This is a genomic window from Arthrobacter globiformis (genome assembly GCF_030815865.1).
GTDB lineage: Bacteria > Actinomycetota > Actinomycetes > Actinomycetales > Micrococcaceae > Arthrobacter > Arthrobacter globiformis_B.
In genome coordinates, this window is record NZ_JAUSXI010000001.1 from 3570776 (window position 1) to 3586712 (window position 15937).

The window sequence follows — 15937 nt, forward strand, 5'->3', positions numbered from 1 at the left end:
GACATCGGCGCCGGCCGACATGACCGTGCTCCTATTTGCCGCCCATGAACTTGTCGAATCCCTTGGGGAGGTTCAGCTGGGACGGATCAAAGTCGCCCGACTGCTGGCCGAAGGCGGCTCCGGTGGGCACCGTCTTGGCCCCGGCGGCCCGCCTGGCCTCCGCATCGCGAAGCTCCTGCGCCGCCTTGGCAGGATTGCCCGAACGGGCCTTCTTCTTGGGCGCGTTCTTGCCGCCGCCCTTGCGGGCACCGCCTGCCCCCATCCCGGGCATCCCGGGCATTCCCGGCATGCCGCCGCCCTGGGCCATCTTCTTCATCATCTTCTGGGCCTGGGCGAAGCGCTCCAGCAGCCCGTTGACCTCGGATACGTGCACGCCGGAGCCCCGGGCGATGCGGGCCCGGCGGGAGCCGTTGATGATCTTCGGAGCCACACGCTCGTGCGGGGTCATGGAGCGAACAATGGCCTCCACCCGGTCGATCTCGCGCTCATCGAACTGCTCCAGCTGCTGCCGGATGTTCTGCGCACCGGGCATCATCATGAGCATCTTCTTCATGGAGCCCATTTTGCGGATCTGCTGCATCTGCGCGAGGAAGTCATCCAGTGTGAAGTCCTCCTGGTCGGCGAACTTCTTCGCCATCCGGGCGGCTTCATCCTTGTCCCAGGACTTTTCAGCCTGCTCAATGAGGGACAGGACGTCACCCATGTCCAGGATGCGCGAGGCCATCCGGTCCGGGTGGAACAGTTCGAAGTCGTCCAGGCTTTCACCGGTCGAGGCGAACATCACGGGCTTGCCAGTGACCGACGAAACGGACAGCGCGGCACCGCCGCGTGCGTCGCCGTCGAGCTTCGACAGCACGATGCCGGTGAAGTTCACGCCTTCGTCGAAAGCGGTGGCCGTGTTGACGGCGTCCTGGCCGATCATGGAGTCGATCACGAAGAGGACTTCGTTGGGCACAATGGCGCGGCGGATCTGGCGCGCCTGCTCCATCATGTCGGCGTCGACGCCGAGACGGCCGGCGGTGTCCACGATGACGACGTCGTGCAGCTTCTGGCGTGCTTCCTCGACGCCGGCCCGTGCCACGGCGACGGGGTCGCCGGCCGGGTGCGCCAGTTCTGAGGTGGCGCCGGGGTGCGGAGCGAAGACTGGAGCTCCCGCGCGCTGGCCCACTACCTGCAGCTGTGTCACGGCATTGGGGCGCTGAAGGTCACAGGCGACGAGGAGGGGGCTGTGGCCCTGCGCCTTCATCCACTTGGCGAGCTTTCCGGCCAGGGTGGTCTTGCCGGCGCCCTGGAGGCCGGCGAGCATGATGACAGTGGGGCCGGTCTTGGCCATCCGGATGCGCCGCGTCTCGCCGCCGAGGATCTCAACAAGTTCCTCGTTGACGATCTTCACGATCTGCTGGCTGGGATTCAGGGCCCCGGAGACCTCCGAGCCAAGCGCGCGTTCACGGACCTGCCCGGTGAACTCGCGGACCACGGGCACGGCAACATCCGCGTCCAGCAGGGCGCGCCGGATCTCGCGGACTGTGGCGTCGACATCTGCCTCGGTGAGGCGGCCCTTGCCGCGAAGGTTCTTGAAGGTGGCTGTCAACCGGTCAGAGAGTGAATTGAACACGCGCCGTGCACTTCTTTCAGTGGATGTACGAGACTCGACTATCTAGGGTATCAAGACACGCCTGCAAGATGGCATGCTGGCAGGGTGACGAGCCAGACGACTGTAAAAACTTTGCTCATCCTCGGCGCCTCCGGCGATCTCACCGGCCGGCTCCTCCTTCCAGGCCTGGCCAGGCTGGTGGCCACAGGACGTGCCGCCGGCCTGTTGCTCGTGGGGGCCGGATCGGACCCGTGGTCACCTGAACAGTGGCAGGAACGCGTGCACACCGCCTTTGATGCTGCCGCCGAAACGGCGGACGACGCCGGCAGGGACGCGCTGGCGGCCATGGCAAAGTCCACGGAATACCACCAGGCCGACGTCACCGCTGACGGCCCGCTTGCAGAACTCCTCGCCGGCCTCGAGGGGCCGGTTGCGGTCTACTTCGCATTGCCGCCGCAGGTGAGCCAGAAGGCCTGCGAAATCCTGCGCCCTGAGCAGGTCCCCGCCGGGACCCGTCTGGTCATGGAGAAGCCCTTCGGCGCCGGCGAGGATTCGGCCCGCGAACTCAACCGGACGCTCCTGTCCCTTGTTCCGGAGGACCACATCCACCGGGTGGACCATTTTCTGGGCAAGGCCACCGTCCTGAACATCCTCGGCCTGCGGTTCGCCAACAATTTCCTGGAGCCGGTCTGGAGCCGTGACCACATCGCCAAGGTGGAAATCATCTTCGACGAGGACCTGGCCCTGGAGGGTCGTGCGCGCTACTACGACGGCGCGGGCGCGCTGCGCGACATGATCCAGAGCCACCTGCTGCAGATCATGGCGCTGTTGGCGATCGAGCCGCCGGCCACTATCGGCGAGCGCGACCTCCGCGACGCCATCGCCGCCGTCCTGCGGGCCAGCAGCATCAAGCCGCCCTACACGGACAGCACCCGGCGTGCGCGCTACCTGGCGGGAAGCCTCGGCGGCAAGGACGTCCCCGATTACGCCCGGGAAGAGGGCGTGGACCCGGGCCGGAACACCGAGACCCTGGCCGAGGTGCGCGTGGACATCGACAATTGGCGCTGGAAGGACGTGCCGTTCATCCTCCGCTCCGGCAAGGCCCTCGGGACCAAGCGCAAGGAGGCGGTGGTCACCTTCCGGCCGGTTCCGCACCTGCCCGCCGGATTCACAGGCAGGGACACGCCCAACACGCTCCGGATCGGCTTCGGCCCGGACACCCTGGAGCTCGACGTCGACGTCAACGGCCCCGGGGATATCTTCAGCCTGGACCGCGCCGCACTCGTGGCCGAGCTCAACGCCTCCGAGCTGCTGCCGTACGGCGAAGTGCTGGAAGGCGTCCTGACCGGCGATCCCCTGCTGTCGGTCAGGGGCGACACCGCCGAGGAATGCTGGCGGATCGTGGAGCCGGTGCTGGCTGCCTGGGCAGCGGGCAAGGTGCCGCTGGAGGAATACCGGGCGGGCTCCGGCGGACCCGGACCCAAAGAGGCTTAACGCGCAGAGAGGGCCGGTCACCATTTTGGTGACCGGCCCTCTCGCTGCGTTGGGCTGGTGGCCGGTGCTAGATGGCGGCTACGCCGCGTTCACCTGTCCGCACCCGCACTGCTTCGAAGACATCGACCGTCCAGACCTTGCCGTCGCCGGCCCGGCCCGTGTTGGAGCTGGCGATGATGACATCCAGGATGTCGTCAGCCTGTTCGTCCGTGGCGAGCACCTCAACGCGGATCTTGGGCAGCAGGTCCACGTTGTACTCGGCGCCGCGGTAGACCTCGGTGTAGCCGCGCTGCCGGCCGTAGCCGCTGGCCGCACTGACCGTCAGGCCCTGGACCCCGTAGGCCTCCAGGCCTTCACGGATCGATTCGAGCTTCTCCGGACGAACGATTGCTGTGATCAGTTTCATGCCCCCACGCTTTCCTTGCCTGTTGCTGCTGCTGTCTTCTTACCGTCGCTGCCTGCGGGAACCGCGTCGGTGCCGCTGGTCTGCCCGCCGGTGATCAGCTCATGCAGGGGCTGGAAGCTGCCGCCGTGGCCGCCGACGCCGAACTCGTAGGCGGTTTCTGCGTGCAGGCTGAGGTCGACGCCCACCGCTTCCTGCTCCTGGGAGACCCGGAAGCCCATGGTCTTGTGGATGGCCAGTGCGATGATCGTGGTCAGGATGGCTGAGTAGGCGATGGAGATACCCGCTGCCGCCAGCTGGGCCCAGAGCTGGGCGAAGCCGCCGCCGTAGAAGAGGCCGCCGCCGACGCCGTCGGCCGGAAGGGCGATGAAGCCCAGGGCAACGGTTCCGATGATGCCGGAGACGAGGTGGACGCCGACGACGTCCAGAGAGTCATCGAAGCCCCAGCGGAACTTGAGGCCGACAGCGAGGGCCGAGGCCACACCGGCGACGACGCCGAGTCCAAGGGCACCGACCGGGCTGACGTTTGCACAGGCCGGGGTGATGGCGACGAGGCCGGCGACCACACCGGAGGCAGCACCCAGCGAGGTGGGGTGGCCATCACGGACGCGTTCGGTGACCAGCCAGCCGAGCATGGCCGCAGCCGGGGCAGCCAGGGTGTTGACCCAGATCAGGCCGCCCTGTTCCGCGGTGGTGGCGGCGCCGCCGTTGAAGCCAAACCAGCCGAACCACAGGATGGCCGCGCCGAGCATGACGAACGGGATGTTGTGCGGGCGGTGGTTCGGGTCCTTGCCGAAGCCCTTGCGGTTGCCGATGATGAGGACAAGGATCAGCGCAGCCACACCGGCGTTGATGTGGACCACGGTGCCGCCGGCGAAGTCGATCGCGGGGCCGAGAGCCTTGCCGATGGCGCCCTCGGGGCCGAAGAGGCCACCGCCCCAGACCATGTAGGCGAGGGGGCAGTACACCAGCGTCACCCAGACGGGCACGAAGACGCTCCAGGCGCCGAACTTGGCGCGGTCCGCGATGGCGCCGCTGATGAGGGCGACCGTGATGATCGCGAACGTGGCCGCGTAGCCGACCTTGATGAGGCCGTCAGGGGTGGTGATGCCCTCGAGACCGAACGTGGCGAACGGGTTCCCGACAATCTGCAGGAATCCCTCGCCGGAGCTCATCGATGCGCCCCAGAGTACCCACACCACGCCGACCATGCCGATGGAGATGAAGCTCATCATCATCATGTTCAGTGCAGCCTTGGCGCGCGTCATGCCGCCGTAGAAAAATGCCAGACCTGGTGTCATGAACAGCACGAGTGCCGCCGCCACCATGAGCCATACGTGACCTGCGGTAAGTTCCATGGTGCACGTCCTCTCTTGATCGAATGCTGCGGAGTGATCCGCCTGCCCAACGCCTTTTGCGTCCTGAATCAAGTTTTGCCGCGGTGTGTTTCGCTGGCGGAGGATTTAGATTGCCAGTCTGTTACAACAACCTCCCTGACGTAAATGGTGCATATCCTGCTTGTTACGGTTATGTTTCATCGCCCCCAAACGCCCGCCCGGCCTGTTTCGCAAGGATTCCCCGCTTCATGAGCCCACTCCCCCGTAAAGCTGCGGGCAAACCACGTTTCACTGCGGTCCGCCGCGCCGACGGCGCTCCGCTGCCCCGTGACATCAAGGTAATGCTTGTCGCAGCCTTCCTGATTGCGCTGGGCTTTGGCCTCGTGGCGCCGGTGCTGCCGCAGTTCGCCACCACGTTCGACGTCGGCGCGACGGCCGCCGCCGTCATCGTCAGTATCTTTGCGCTCATGCGGCTGCTGTTCGCGCCCGCCGGCGGTGCCCTTATCGGCAGGCTCGGCGAGCGTCCGGTCTACGTCGCGGGCCTGCTCATCGTGGCGGCGTCCACCGCGGCCTGCGCCTTCGCCCAGAACTACTGGCAGCTGCTGGTGTTCCGCGGGCTGGGCGGTGCCGGATCGGTCATGTTCACGGTGGCATCGATGGCGCTGGTCATCAGGCTGGCGCCACCGGAGAGCCGCGGCCGGGTCTCCGGCGCTTACGCGTCGGCGTTCCTGATCGGCAACGTCTGCGGGCCCATCGTCGGCGGTCTGCTCGCCGGCTTCGGCCTGCGCATCCCGTTCCTGGCTTATGCGGCCGCGCTCGTCCTGGCCGCCCTGCTGGTGCAGACGCAGCTCAGCCATGTTCCCGGCTCGGCCCGCGGCGAAGCAGCGGGCGCACCGGCCATGAAACTCAGAGAGGCTTTCGGCGACAGTGCCTACCGGGCAGCCATGCTGTCCAGCTTCGCCAACGGCTGGGCAACTTTTGGTGTGCGCATGGCCACGGTGCCGCTGTTTGCCGTCACGGCCCTGGGCTCCGGGCCGGGGGCGGCCGGCTGGGCACTGGCAGTTTTCGCAGCCGGAAACGCCCTCGCCCTGACCGTGTCTGGCAGGCTCGCCGACAGCCTGGGCCGGAAGCCGATGATGGTGGCCGGCCTCGTGGTCACCGGTGCAGCCACGGCAGGGATCGGGCTGACGCAGGGGCTGTGGTGGTTCCTGGCCGCGTCGTTGCTTGCCGGCGTGGGCGCGGGAATGCTCAACCCGGCACAGCAGGCGGCGGTTGCCGATGTGATCGGCCGCGAACGATCGGGCGGACCTGTGCTGGCGGCCTACCAGATGACGTCGGACATCGGTGCCATCCTCGGGCCGGTGCTCGTCGGTCTGCTGGCCGACCGGCTGGGTTACAGCTGGGCCTTCGCAGCCACAGGTGCCGTGTTGCTGATCGCCGCGGTGGGCTGGCTGGCCGCTCGGGAGACGATGCAGCGCCAGTCTGCAGACGCCACCCCTTAAACCCAACTAGGTAGCAGCAGGGGGCGTTCCCACGCCTGGGAACGCCCCCTGCTGCTACCTACTTGGGAGATCGGGCCTTAGTTCAGGAGGGCGTCGACGAAAGCCTCGGCCTCGAATGGTGCGAGGTCGTCCGCGCCCTCTCCGAGGCCGATGAGCTTCACGGGCACGCCGAGGGACTTCTGGATGGCGACGACGATGCCGCCCTTCGCGGTTCCGTCCAGCTTGGTCAGCACGATGCCGGTGATGTTGACGACCTCGGCGAAGACCCTTGCCTGGTTCAGCCCGTTCTGGCCGGTGGTGGCGTCCAGAACCAGGAGGACCTCGTCCACCTCTGCCAGCTTCTCCACGACGCGCTTGACCTTGCCGAGCTCGTCCATCAGGCCGACCTTGTTCTGCAGGCGGCCGGCGGTGTCGATCATGACGACGTCGACTTCCTGGTCGATGCCGGCCTTGACGGCCTCGTACGCCACGGACGCCGGGTCCGCGCCGTCGATGTCGGATTTCACGGTGGGAACGCCAACGCGCTGTCCCCAGGTGGCCAGCTGCTCTGCCGCGGCGGCCCGGAAGGTGTCGGCCGCGCCGAGGATGACGTCCTTATCCTCCGCCACGAGCACGCGGGCCAGCTTGCCCACCGTGGTGGTCTTGCCGACGCCGTTGACACCGACCACCATCACGACGGCCGGCCTGTCCGCGTGCCGGTCAACCCGCAGGCTCCGGTCCATGGACGGGTCCACGATCTTGATGAGCTCTTCCCGGAGCAGCGCCTTGACGTGCTCGGGGTCGCGCGTGCCCAGGACCTTCACGCGTTCGCGGAGCGCGTCCACAAGCTGCATGGTTGGTTCCGTGCCAAGATCGGCCAGGAGCAGGGTCTCCTCAACCTCATCCCAGACGTTCTCGTCGATCTTGTCGCTGGACAGCAGTGCCAGCAGGCCCTTGCCGAGCACGTTGTTGGACTTGACCAGGCGCTCCCGGAGGCGGTTGAGTCGCCCCGCCACGGGCAGCGGGGTCTCAACCGGAATGGTTTCCAGGCCGGCCGCGTCATCCGGGACCTCGCCTTCCAGTCCTTCAAGGTCGACGGCGTCCGGAACCGTACGGTCGGCAGGCGCGGCAGGCGCAGCCGGGCCGTCCTCTAGGAGGGTTCCTCCGCCTCCGCGCGACTCAACGGGGTCGTTGGCGTCCCGGGTGCCGAGGTATTGTGTGCGGGATTTCCGGGCTTTCATCAGCACCGGGACCAGCCCGCCGATAACTACCAGGGCAGCCAGAATGGGCAAAAGAATGGGGATAATGTCATTCACACCCCTAGCTTCTCACAAGCCACAGGGGCTTCCCGCAAGCCGCAGGCAGCGCGGGCAGCCACGGCCGCCTTAGTCCTGAAGGACCGTCCTGAAAGACCGTCCTGGAGGTCCCCTAGACGTCCGCTCCCAGCCGCTGGCTGATGACGGTGGACACGCCGTCGCCCCGCATGGTCACGCCGTAGAGCGCGTCGGCCACCTCCATGGTCCGCTTCTGGTGGGTAATCACAATCAGCTGGCTGGATTCGCGGAGTTCTTCGAAAATCGTAATGAGCCGGCCCAGGTTGGTGTCATCCAGGGCCGCTTCAACCTCGTCCATGACGTAGAACGGCGAGGGCCGTGCCTTGAAGATGGCCACGAGCAGGGCCACCGCGGTGAGCGACCGCTCGCCGCCGGAGAGCAGGGACAGCCGCTTGATTTTCTTGCCCGCGGGCCTGGCCTCCACCTCGATACCGGTAGTGAGCATGTCCGCGGGGTCAGTCAGGACCAGCCGGCCCTCACCGCCGGGGAAGAGCCGCCCGAAGACCCGCACAAACTGGGCCGAGGTGTCCGCAAAGGCCTCCGAGAAGACCTTCTGCACGCGGTCATCCACTTCCTTGATGATGTCCAGCAGGTCCTTGCGGCTGGCCTTGAGGTCCTCCAGCTGGGTGCTGAGGAACTGGTGGCGTTCCTCCAGAGCGGCGAATTCCTCCAGCGCCAGGGGGTTGACCTTGCCCAGCGATGACAGGTCCCGTTCCGCCTTGCGGAGCCGCTTTTCCTGCTCCTCCCGGACGAACGGCACTCCCTCCACTACCGGCTGGCCCCCGGCATCGACCTGTGTCCGCAGCGCCGCCCACTTGTCTGTGGAAGCGGCGGCGGGCAGGGGCACCGGCTGGTCCGGCCCGTAGTCTGCCACGAGCTGGTCCGCCGTCAGCCCCAGATCCTCCACCGACTTCGTTTCCAGCGCCTCGATCCGGAGCCGCTGCTGGGCACGGGCCAGCTCGTCGCGGTGCACGGAGTTGGTCAGCTCCGCGAGTTCGCGGCCAAGTATATCGTTGGCCCTGCGGATGTCGGCCAGTTCCCGGTCCCGCTGCTCCCGGACCTGCTCGGCGAGGTCCCGCTCCCGGCCGGCCAGCTCAACGGAGACGTCGCTGAACCGGATCAGCTGCTCCGCCGCGGCCGAGACTGCCGCCGCCCGCTTGGACTGGATCCTTCGGCGGCGCGCCCGTTCGGCCGCCTGCTCACGCGCCCGGCGTTCCGAGGCCGCCGCCCGTTCCAGCGAAGCGGCCCGGTTGCGGATTGCCGTGAGCTGTTCTTCCCGGCTCCGCAGGGACAGCCGGGCTTCCATTTCGGCGGACCGTGCCTGGGATGCGGCCAGGGCCAGCGCGTCCCGCTGTTCGGTGGACGGTTCCTCTTCGGCGGGCGCATCCTGTGCCGCCGCAAGCCGGGCGGTCACCGCCGTCAGCGCCTCCTGCTCAGTGACGATGTTTGCCTCGGCGCGGGCCAGCGACGCGGCCAGCCGTTCGCTTTCGCCGACGGCGCTGCGCAGGACCGAGTTAAGGTGGCCCAGCCGTTCGGCCACCGCTGCCAGCCGGGCATCCGATTCATGCAGGCGCTCCAGCGCGGCGTCCGCGCGTTCCTGCGCCTCGGCGCGCCGGGCCTCGGCGGCAGCCAGGGCAAAGCGGCACTGTTCCATCCCGGCGGTGACCGCCGTCAGGCGGGACGCGGCGTCGTCGACGGCGGCCTGCACCTCAAGCAGTGAGGGTGCCTTCGCGGAACCACCGGTGACGGTCAAAGCGGTGAACACGTCGCCGGCAAGCGTCACGGCGGTAAGGTCGGGACGCCCGGCGACCAGCTCCGCCGCCGTGTCATGATCCTCGACGACGGCGGTGGCAGCGAGCAGTGCACGCACGGCCGCCGCCGTGGTTCCGGAGGCCGTTACCAGGTCCGCCGCCGGGCGGGCCCCGGCCGGCAGGGCACCGTTTCCTGCAGCGGGTTTTCCTGCGGCAGCGGGCGCTCCTGCGGGAGGTGCCGCTTCCTCGAGCAGCAGCGTGGCGCGGCCGGCGTCGTCGTCCCTGAGGAGACGGACCAATTCTGCTGCCGTTCCGGCGTCCCGCACCACGATGGCATCCGAAGCGCTGCCCAGGGCTGCAGCAACGGCGGCCTCATAGCCCGGTTCAACGGTCAGTGCCGTCGCCAGCGGGCCGACGGTGCCAGCCACCCCGGCACCGAGGACATGCTCGGAGCCGTCTTTACGGTTGAGGCCCAGCTGAAGGGCCTCGTGCCGCGCCCTCAGCGCGTCCCGTTCGCGGACGGCGTCGCGCTCGGCGCTTTTCAGCGAGTCGATCTCGGCGAGGATGCCGTCGAGGGCGGCGCTGGCGTCCTCGTATTCGGCATCAAGGGTTTCCTCGCCGTCCTCGACGCCTGCCACCTGCGATTCCAGCGCGGTGAACTCGGACCGGGCATGCCGGCGGCGCTCATCGCCGGCGGCCAGGGACTCGCGCAGCCTGCCCACTTCGGCTTGGGCAGATTCCACCTTTGACCGCGCCGCGCCCACCTGGCCGGCCAGCCGTGCCAGGCCCTCACGCCGGTCGGCGGCCGCCCGCAGCGCGGCGGTGAGCCGCTTCTCCTCGGCCGCCGCGGCATCCTCAGCCGCTGACTTGGCGGCGGTGGCGGCTTCGAGCCGGGCGCGCCCCGCGAGGATGTCCTTTTCCAGGTCCGACTGCTCGCCGCGGACCCGTGCGGCCTGCCGCTCCAGCTGGTCCGGGTCCCGGCCCGGCTCCGGCGCTGGATCCGCGGATCCCAGCAGGCGGCAGCGTTCGTGGGCCAGGGACGCGAGGGCGCGCAGCCGCTCCCGTCCTGCGGACAGCTGGTACCACGTGTCCCGGGCGGCGTTCAGCTGCGGGGTCGCCTCCGCCGCAAGCTGCTCCAGGGAGGCCTGCCGCCGGCGGCCTTCCGCAAGCTGGGTTTCGACGACGGCGCGCCGCGCCTTGAGCGCGGACTCGTCGGCGATGTCCTGTGCAAGGGTGTTCTGGAGCTGGACAAGGTCATCGGCCAGCAGCCTGGCGCGGGCGTCGCGGACCTCGAACTGGACGGTCTGCGCGCGCCGTGCGACCTCTGCCTGCTTGCCAAGCGGTGTGAGCTGCCGGCGGATTTCCCCGGTCAGGTCGCTGAGCCGCTGGAGGTTGGCCTGCATTGCCTCCAGCTTTCTGACGGTCTTCTCCTTGCGCCGCCGGTGTTTGAGGATGCCGGCGGCTTCTTCGATGAAGCCCCTGCGGTCCTCGGGAGTGGCGTGCAGCACCCGGTCCAGCTGCCCCTGTCCCACGATGACGTGCATTTCGCGGCCGAGTCCGGAGTCGGAGAGGAGTTCCTGGATGTCCAGGAGCCGGCACGCCGAGCCGTTGATGGCGTACTCGGAACCGCCGGTGCGGAAGAGCGTGCGCGAGATGGTGACTTCGCTGTACTCGATCGGCAGGGCGCCGTCGGCGTTGTCGATGGTGAGCGAGACGTGCGCCCGGCCCAGGGGCGGGCGGCCGGACGTGCCGGCAAAGATGACGTCCTCCATCTTGCCGCCGCGGAGGGTTTTGGCACCTTGTTCCCCCATGACCCAGGCCAGGGCGTCCACGACGTTGGACTTGCCCGAGCCGTTGGGCCCGACGACTGCCGTGACGCCGGGCTCAAAGTCGAACGTCGTGGCCGACGCAAACGACTTGAAGCCCCGGACGGTCAGACTTTTGAGGTGCAAAGTTTCAGATCTCCATAGGTGGCGGCAGCGGGTGCTGGTCCTCCACCAAATCTACTGGCTAGGAGGTCGGGATCCCCGGATTTACGGCGTTCCGGGCCTTTTCAGCCAAGGTGTCAATGGTCACCAGCGGCCGTTGCGCGGCCGCGGCTGGCACACAGGGCAGGTGTAGGAGGAACGGTTCATGAACTGCTCGCGCTTCATGATGCTGACGATTCCGGCGGCAGCACAGCGCCTGCATTCCTCCCCCTCCCTGCCGTAGGCATTGAGGGACCGCTCAAAGTAACCGGACGCGCCGTTGACGTTGACGTACAGCGAATCGAAGCTGGTGCCGCCGGCGGCCAGGGCATCGGCCATCACGTCCCGGGCAGAGGCGAGGACGCGTTCGGCTTCAGTCCGCCGGAGAGTGTCGGTGGGCCGTGCATAGTGCAGCTTTGCCCGCCACAGGGCCTCGTCAGCGTATATGTTGCCGATCCCGGACACGAGCCCCTGGTCCAGCAGTGCGCGTTTCAGCCCTGTCTTCCGCTTCCGGAGGCGGCGGTAGAAGGTGTCAAAGGAAAAGTGCGGGTCCAGGGGGTCACGCGCGATGTGCGCAGCTTCCTCCGCAATGACCGGCACCGGGTCCTCCGCGATCCCGCCCGGTCCGCCGTCGTCCGTGGGAACAAGAGTGGTGACGAACAGGCCGCCGAAGATCCGCTGGTCCACGAACCGCAACTGCTCCGGCATGGTTCCCTCCGGACTCAGCCGCAGGCGGATCTTCAGGTGTTTCTCGTCCGGAACGGAGCTGTCCTGCATCAGGAGCTGGCCGCTCATGCCGAGGTGGGCCATGAGCGCGACGCCCGGCAGCCCAGACATTCCGCTACCGGTATTGCCGCGCGGCATGCCGTCTTCCTGCAGCGGCATCCAGAGGAACTTGCCCCGGCGGACGACATCGAGGACTTTGGCTCCCTCAAGGTTCCCGGCGAAATCCTCCGGCCCCAGCGCGTGCCGGCGCACGGACCTGGGGTCCACAACGTCGACGCCGGTGATGGTCCGGCCGCGGACCCAGTTGACCAGGCCGCGGCGGACCACCTCGACTTCGGGAAGTTCAGGCACCGGCGCTTAGCTGCCCGCGGCGGAATCCAACGGAGCCGCCGCTGCGTCTGCCGGTGCAGACTCCGCGCCAGAAACCTTGGACTCCACGCCCGTAAGCTTCCGCCAGGCATCCGCGGCAGCTTCCTGCTCGGCTTCCTTCTTGGAGTGGCCGGAGCCCTTCCCGTAGGCAGTTCCGCCGATCTGGAGGACGGCGACGAAGGTGCGCGCGTGGTCCGGGCCGGAGCCCTCGACAGCGTAGTAGATGCTGCCCAGCTGCCGTCCCGCGGCCAGCTCCTGGATGCTGGTTTTCCAGTCCGTGCCGGCGCCGAGGGCGGCGGCGTCCTTAAGGAGCGGTCCGACGAGGCGCATCACCAGCTGGCGGGCGGTCTCGATGTCGTTGGACACGTAGGTGGCGCCAATGAGGGCTTCCATGGTGTCGGCCAGAATCGAGGCCTTGTTCTTGCCTTCGGTGAGTTTCTCCCCCTGGCCGAGGTAAATGTAGTCCCCGATGCCCAGGCTGCGGCCAATGCCGGCGAGGGCGCGCGTGCTCACCACGGCCGACCGGCGCTTGGCCAAGTCTCCCTCGGGGAGCGTCGGGTTGTCGCGGTACAGCGCATCGGTGACGGAGAAGCCCAGGATGGAGTCGCCCAGGAACTCAAGGCGCTCGTTGGTGGGTATGCCGCCGTTTTCGTAGGCGTACGAACGGTGTGTCAGAGCAAGACGAAGCGTCCCGGCGTCAATGAAGACACCGAGACGCTTCAGAAGCTCTTCAGTTGAAGACATCCTGATCAGCTTGGAGGCCGATTAGACGTCCGCGACCTTGCGGCCCTTGTACTCAAGGAACAGCGCAGTGCCAGCCGAGTCGGTGACGACCTTTGCCTGGTGCGGCAGGCTGTAGGTGACCTGGCCGTTCTCGACGGTCTTCACCAGGTGGGGGGCAGTTGCCTTCCACTGGGAACGACGGGCGCGGGTATTCGAGCGAGACATTTTCCGCTTGGGAACAGCCACGGCTAACTCATTTCTCTCTAGAAAAACACTTACAAATCAATTTTGCCGGTCAGGCTTAGCCAGATCAGCCAGGGCAGCCCAGCGAGGATCTACGACCTCGTGGTGGTGCCCCGGATCGTCTTCCAGGCGCGCCCCGCATTCGGAGCACAGACCCTGGCAGTCTTCCCGGCACACCGGCTGGAACGGCAGCGCGGTCACGACTGCGTCCCGCAACACCGGCTCAAGATCGATCAGATCGTGCTCGACTCGACGTTGCTCTTCATCGTCTTCCTCATTGGAAGGCAGTGCGCCTTCGTAGAAGAAAAGCTCTTGCACATTGACCTCAAGGTCATACGCAAGGGGATCCAGGCATCGGCCGCACTCGCCTTTTACCTCGGCGAGGGCGGTTCCTGATACCAGAATTCCTTCGTGTACGGCCTCAAGCCTCAGGTCGAGCTCGATATCCGAGCCCTCCTGAACGCCAATGAGCGCCACGCCGAGATCCCCCGGCGCAGATACATGTTCCGTCAGTGTACGCATGCTCCCCGGACTGCGTCCGAGGTCCTTGACATCGAGCATCAAGGGCGAACTTGCATCTCGTTTAATGAGAACTCCTGTTGAACATATGACCGACGTACTATCTTAGCCTGAACTCCCTGACGGACTCAAACCGGATGCCACGCCGGGGCACGCGGCCGGCGTGCACCGGAAACGTACCGGACAAGCCTACCCCCTTCAGGGCTGCCCGGCCTAAGGCGCGCCGCCGGCGAGAAGCCGTTTCAGTACGGACCTGGGGACGTATTCGGAGACGCTGCCGCCCAGGGTGGCAACTTCCTTGATCAGGGTTGATGACAGATGAAGGTAGTGCGCCTCCGCTGGAAGGAACACGGTCTCCACTCCGCTCAGCTGGCGGTTCATCGTCGCCATGGGAAGTTCGTAGTCAAAGTCCGACGACGACCGCAGCCCCTTCACGATGGCGGACACGCCGCGCTGCCGGCAGTACTCCGCCAGGAGTCCCTCCCCGACGGGTTCCACGACGATGCCGCGCAGGGAGGCCAGTGTCTCCCTGGCCATCTCAATCCGTTCCTCCAGCGGAAACCGGTACTTCTTGGCATAGTTAGTGGACACGGCGACGATCACTTCATCAAACAGGCTCGCGGCTCTGGCAATGACCTCGAGGTGTCCATTGTGGATGGGGTCGAAGGAGCCTGGGCATACGGCGCGTCTCATGCTCCGAACCTACCGTATCCGCGGCCCGGGATACCATGACTTGGGCACCGGCAGGCCACGGGGCCGCGGCTGAACAGACAGGCAGGAAACCAATGGCAGCAACACTTCCGGCGCCCTGGCAGCGTGCGGCCACCGGGGCGAACCTGCTGGCCAGTGACGGCGCTTTGGGCGTGACGATCTTCGAGGAAATGACCACGCTGGCCATGCAGACCGGCGCCATCAACCTGGGGCAGGGATTCCCGGACGAGGACGGCCCCGCAGAGATCAAGGCGGCCGCCCAGGCATCGATCGCCGAAGGCTCCAACCAGTACGCGCCGGGCAAGGGGATCCCCCAGCTCCGGAAGGCCGTGTCCGCACACCAGAGGCGGTTCTACGGGCTGGAGCCAGACCCGGACACCGAAATTATCGTCACCACCGGCGCCACCGAGGCAATCGCCGCGTCGCTGCTGGCCTTCGTCGGCCCCGGCGATGAGGTCCTGACCTTCGAGCCGTTCTACGACTCCTACGGCGCGATCATCGGGCTCTCCGGCGCCACTCATGTGACCGCTCCGCTGCTGGCCCCCGATTTCCTGCCGGATTCCGCAGCCCTGGAGGCGGGCGTTCACCGACCGCACCAAAGTCGTGCTGCTGAACAACCCGCACAATCCGACCGGTGCGGTCTTCCCGCGCGAGGTGCTTCAGCGCGTCGTCGACCTCGCCCGCAAGCATGACGCGATCATCATCACGGACGAGGTTTACGAGCACCTCACGTTCGGCGTCACCCACATTCCGGTGGCCACGCTGCCGGGGGCCGCCGACAGGACGGTCACCATTTCCTCGGCCGGCAAGACGTTCTCGTTCACAGGCTGGAAGGTCGGGTGGCTGAGCGGCCCGGAGGACCTCGTAGCGGCGGTCCGGACGGTGAAGCAGTTCCTCACCTACAGTTCCGGGACGCCGTTCCAGAGCGCCATCGCCACCGGACTGGCGCTGCCCGACGAGTTCTATGAGGGCATCTCCACCACGCTGCGGAAAAAGCGCGACATCCTGAGTGAGGGGCTGCGCGCCGCCGGACTGGAGGTATTCACCCCCGACGGCACCTACTTCGTCAACGTGGACACCTCGCCGCTGGGGATCCGGGACTCGGTGGACCTGGCCCGCCGCCTGCCCGCGCTGGTGGGAGTGGCGGCCATCCCGGTGCCCGTGTTCTGCCACCCCGAGGGCGCGGAACGGACGCGCAGCCTGCTGCGGTTCGCGTTCTGCAAACGCGACGAAGTACTTGAGGAGGCCGCCGCGCGGCTGGCGACCCTCCGGGACAGGCTCTGAC

Annotated in this window: 12 protein-coding genes and 1 pseudogene; 3 read left to right on the forward strand and 10 right to left on the reverse strand. The window is 67.3% G+C overall.

What is annotated here, in order from left to right; genetic code table 11:
- Window positions 1-31: 31 nt before the first annotated feature.
- Window positions 32-1615: a signal recognition particle protein gene (gene ffh, locus QFZ33_RS16595; protein WP_307029231.1), complete on the reverse strand. Its 1584-nt coding sequence runs from the start codon at window positions 1613-1615 to the stop codon at window positions 32-34.
- An 84-nt stretch (window positions 1616-1699) separates the two neighbouring features.
- Between ffh and QFZ33_RS16600 the strand changes: the two genes are divergently transcribed.
- Window positions 1700-3088, forward strand: coding sequence for a glucose-6-phosphate dehydrogenase (locus QFZ33_RS16600; RefSeq protein ID WP_307029233.1), 1389 nt, complete (start codon window positions 1700-1702; stop codon window positions 3086-3088).
- Between the two features lie 67 nt (window positions 3089-3155).
- Here QFZ33_RS16600 and QFZ33_RS16605 read toward each other — a convergent pair whose 3' ends face one another.
- Together QFZ33_RS16605 and QFZ33_RS16610 are read right to left on the reverse strand one after the other, a co-directional pair.
- On the reverse strand, window positions 3156-3494 hold the full coding sequence (locus QFZ33_RS16605; protein WP_003806050.1) for a P-II family nitrogen regulator: 339 nt from the start codon (window positions 3492-3494) through the stop codon (window positions 3156-3158).
- Window positions 3491-4849: an ammonium transporter gene (locus QFZ33_RS16610; protein ID WP_307029235.1), complete on the reverse strand. Its 1359-nt coding sequence runs from the start codon at window positions 4847-4849 to the stop codon at window positions 3491-3493. The genes QFZ33_RS16605 and QFZ33_RS16610 overlap by 4 nt, the downstream gene beginning before the upstream one ends.
- Before the next feature lie 227 nt (window positions 4850-5076).
- On the opposite strand from QFZ33_RS16610, the gene QFZ33_RS16615 reads away from it, so the two are divergent.
- Complete coding sequence (locus QFZ33_RS16615; RefSeq protein ID WP_373427289.1) at window positions 5077-6330, forward strand: MFS transporter; 1254 nt, start codon at window positions 5077-5079, stop codon at window positions 6328-6330.
- A gap of 77 nt (window positions 6331-6407) precedes the next feature.
- On the opposite strand, the gene ftsY is transcribed toward QFZ33_RS16615, so the two are convergent.
- The 7 genes from ftsY to coaD all read right to left on the reverse strand — a co-directional run bounded on the left by ftsY (window position 6408) and on the right by coaD (window position 14634).
- On the reverse strand, window positions 6408-7625 hold the full coding sequence (gene ftsY, locus QFZ33_RS16620) for a signal recognition particle-docking protein FtsY (RefSeq protein ID WP_307029238.1): 1218 nt from the start codon (window positions 7623-7625) through the stop codon (window positions 6408-6410).
- A 112-nt stretch (window positions 7626-7737) separates the two neighbouring features.
- Entirely contained in the window at window positions 7738-11346 is a 3609-nt protein-coding gene (smc, locus tag QFZ33_RS16625; RefSeq protein WP_307029240.1) for a chromosome segregation protein SMC, read from the reverse strand.
- Window positions 11347-11466: 120 nt separating this feature from the next.
- Complete coding sequence (gene mutM, locus QFZ33_RS16630) at window positions 11467-12438, reverse strand: bifunctional DNA-formamidopyrimidine glycosylase/DNA-(apurinic or apyrimidinic site) lyase (protein WP_307029242.1); 972 nt, start codon at window positions 12436-12438, stop codon at window positions 11467-11469.
- Between the two features lie 6 nt (window positions 12439-12444).
- A complete protein-coding gene (rnc, locus tag QFZ33_RS16635) occupies window positions 12445-13200 on the reverse strand; it encodes a ribonuclease III (RefSeq protein WP_307029244.1) in 756 nt (251 codons plus the stop codon).
- A gap of 21 nt (window positions 13201-13221) precedes the next feature.
- On the reverse strand, window positions 13222-13425 hold the full coding sequence (gene rpmF / locus QFZ33_RS16640) for a 50S ribosomal protein L32 (RefSeq protein WP_009356569.1): 204 nt from the start codon (window positions 13423-13425) through the stop codon (window positions 13222-13224).
- 36 nt (window positions 13426-13461) lie between these two features.
- Window positions 13462-13986 carry a YceD family protein gene (locus tag QFZ33_RS16645; RefSeq protein ID WP_307029246.1) on the reverse strand — a complete coding sequence of 175 codons (525 nt, stop codon included), beginning with the start codon at window positions 13984-13986 and terminating at the stop codon, window positions 13462-13464.
- Window positions 13987-14154: 168 nt separating this feature from the next.
- On the reverse strand, window positions 14155-14634 hold the full coding sequence (coaD, locus tag QFZ33_RS16650) for a pantetheine-phosphate adenylyltransferase (RefSeq protein WP_102972153.1): 480 nt from the start codon (window positions 14632-14634) through the stop codon (window positions 14155-14157).
- A 92-nt stretch (window positions 14635-14726) separates the two neighbouring features.
- On the opposite strand from coaD, the pseudogene QFZ33_RS16655 reads away from it, so the two are divergent.
- Window positions 14727-15936: pseudogene (locus tag QFZ33_RS16655) on the forward strand (aminotransferase class I/II-fold pyridoxal phosphate-dependent enzyme).
- The last annotated feature ends 1 nt before the right edge of the window (window position 15937 follow it).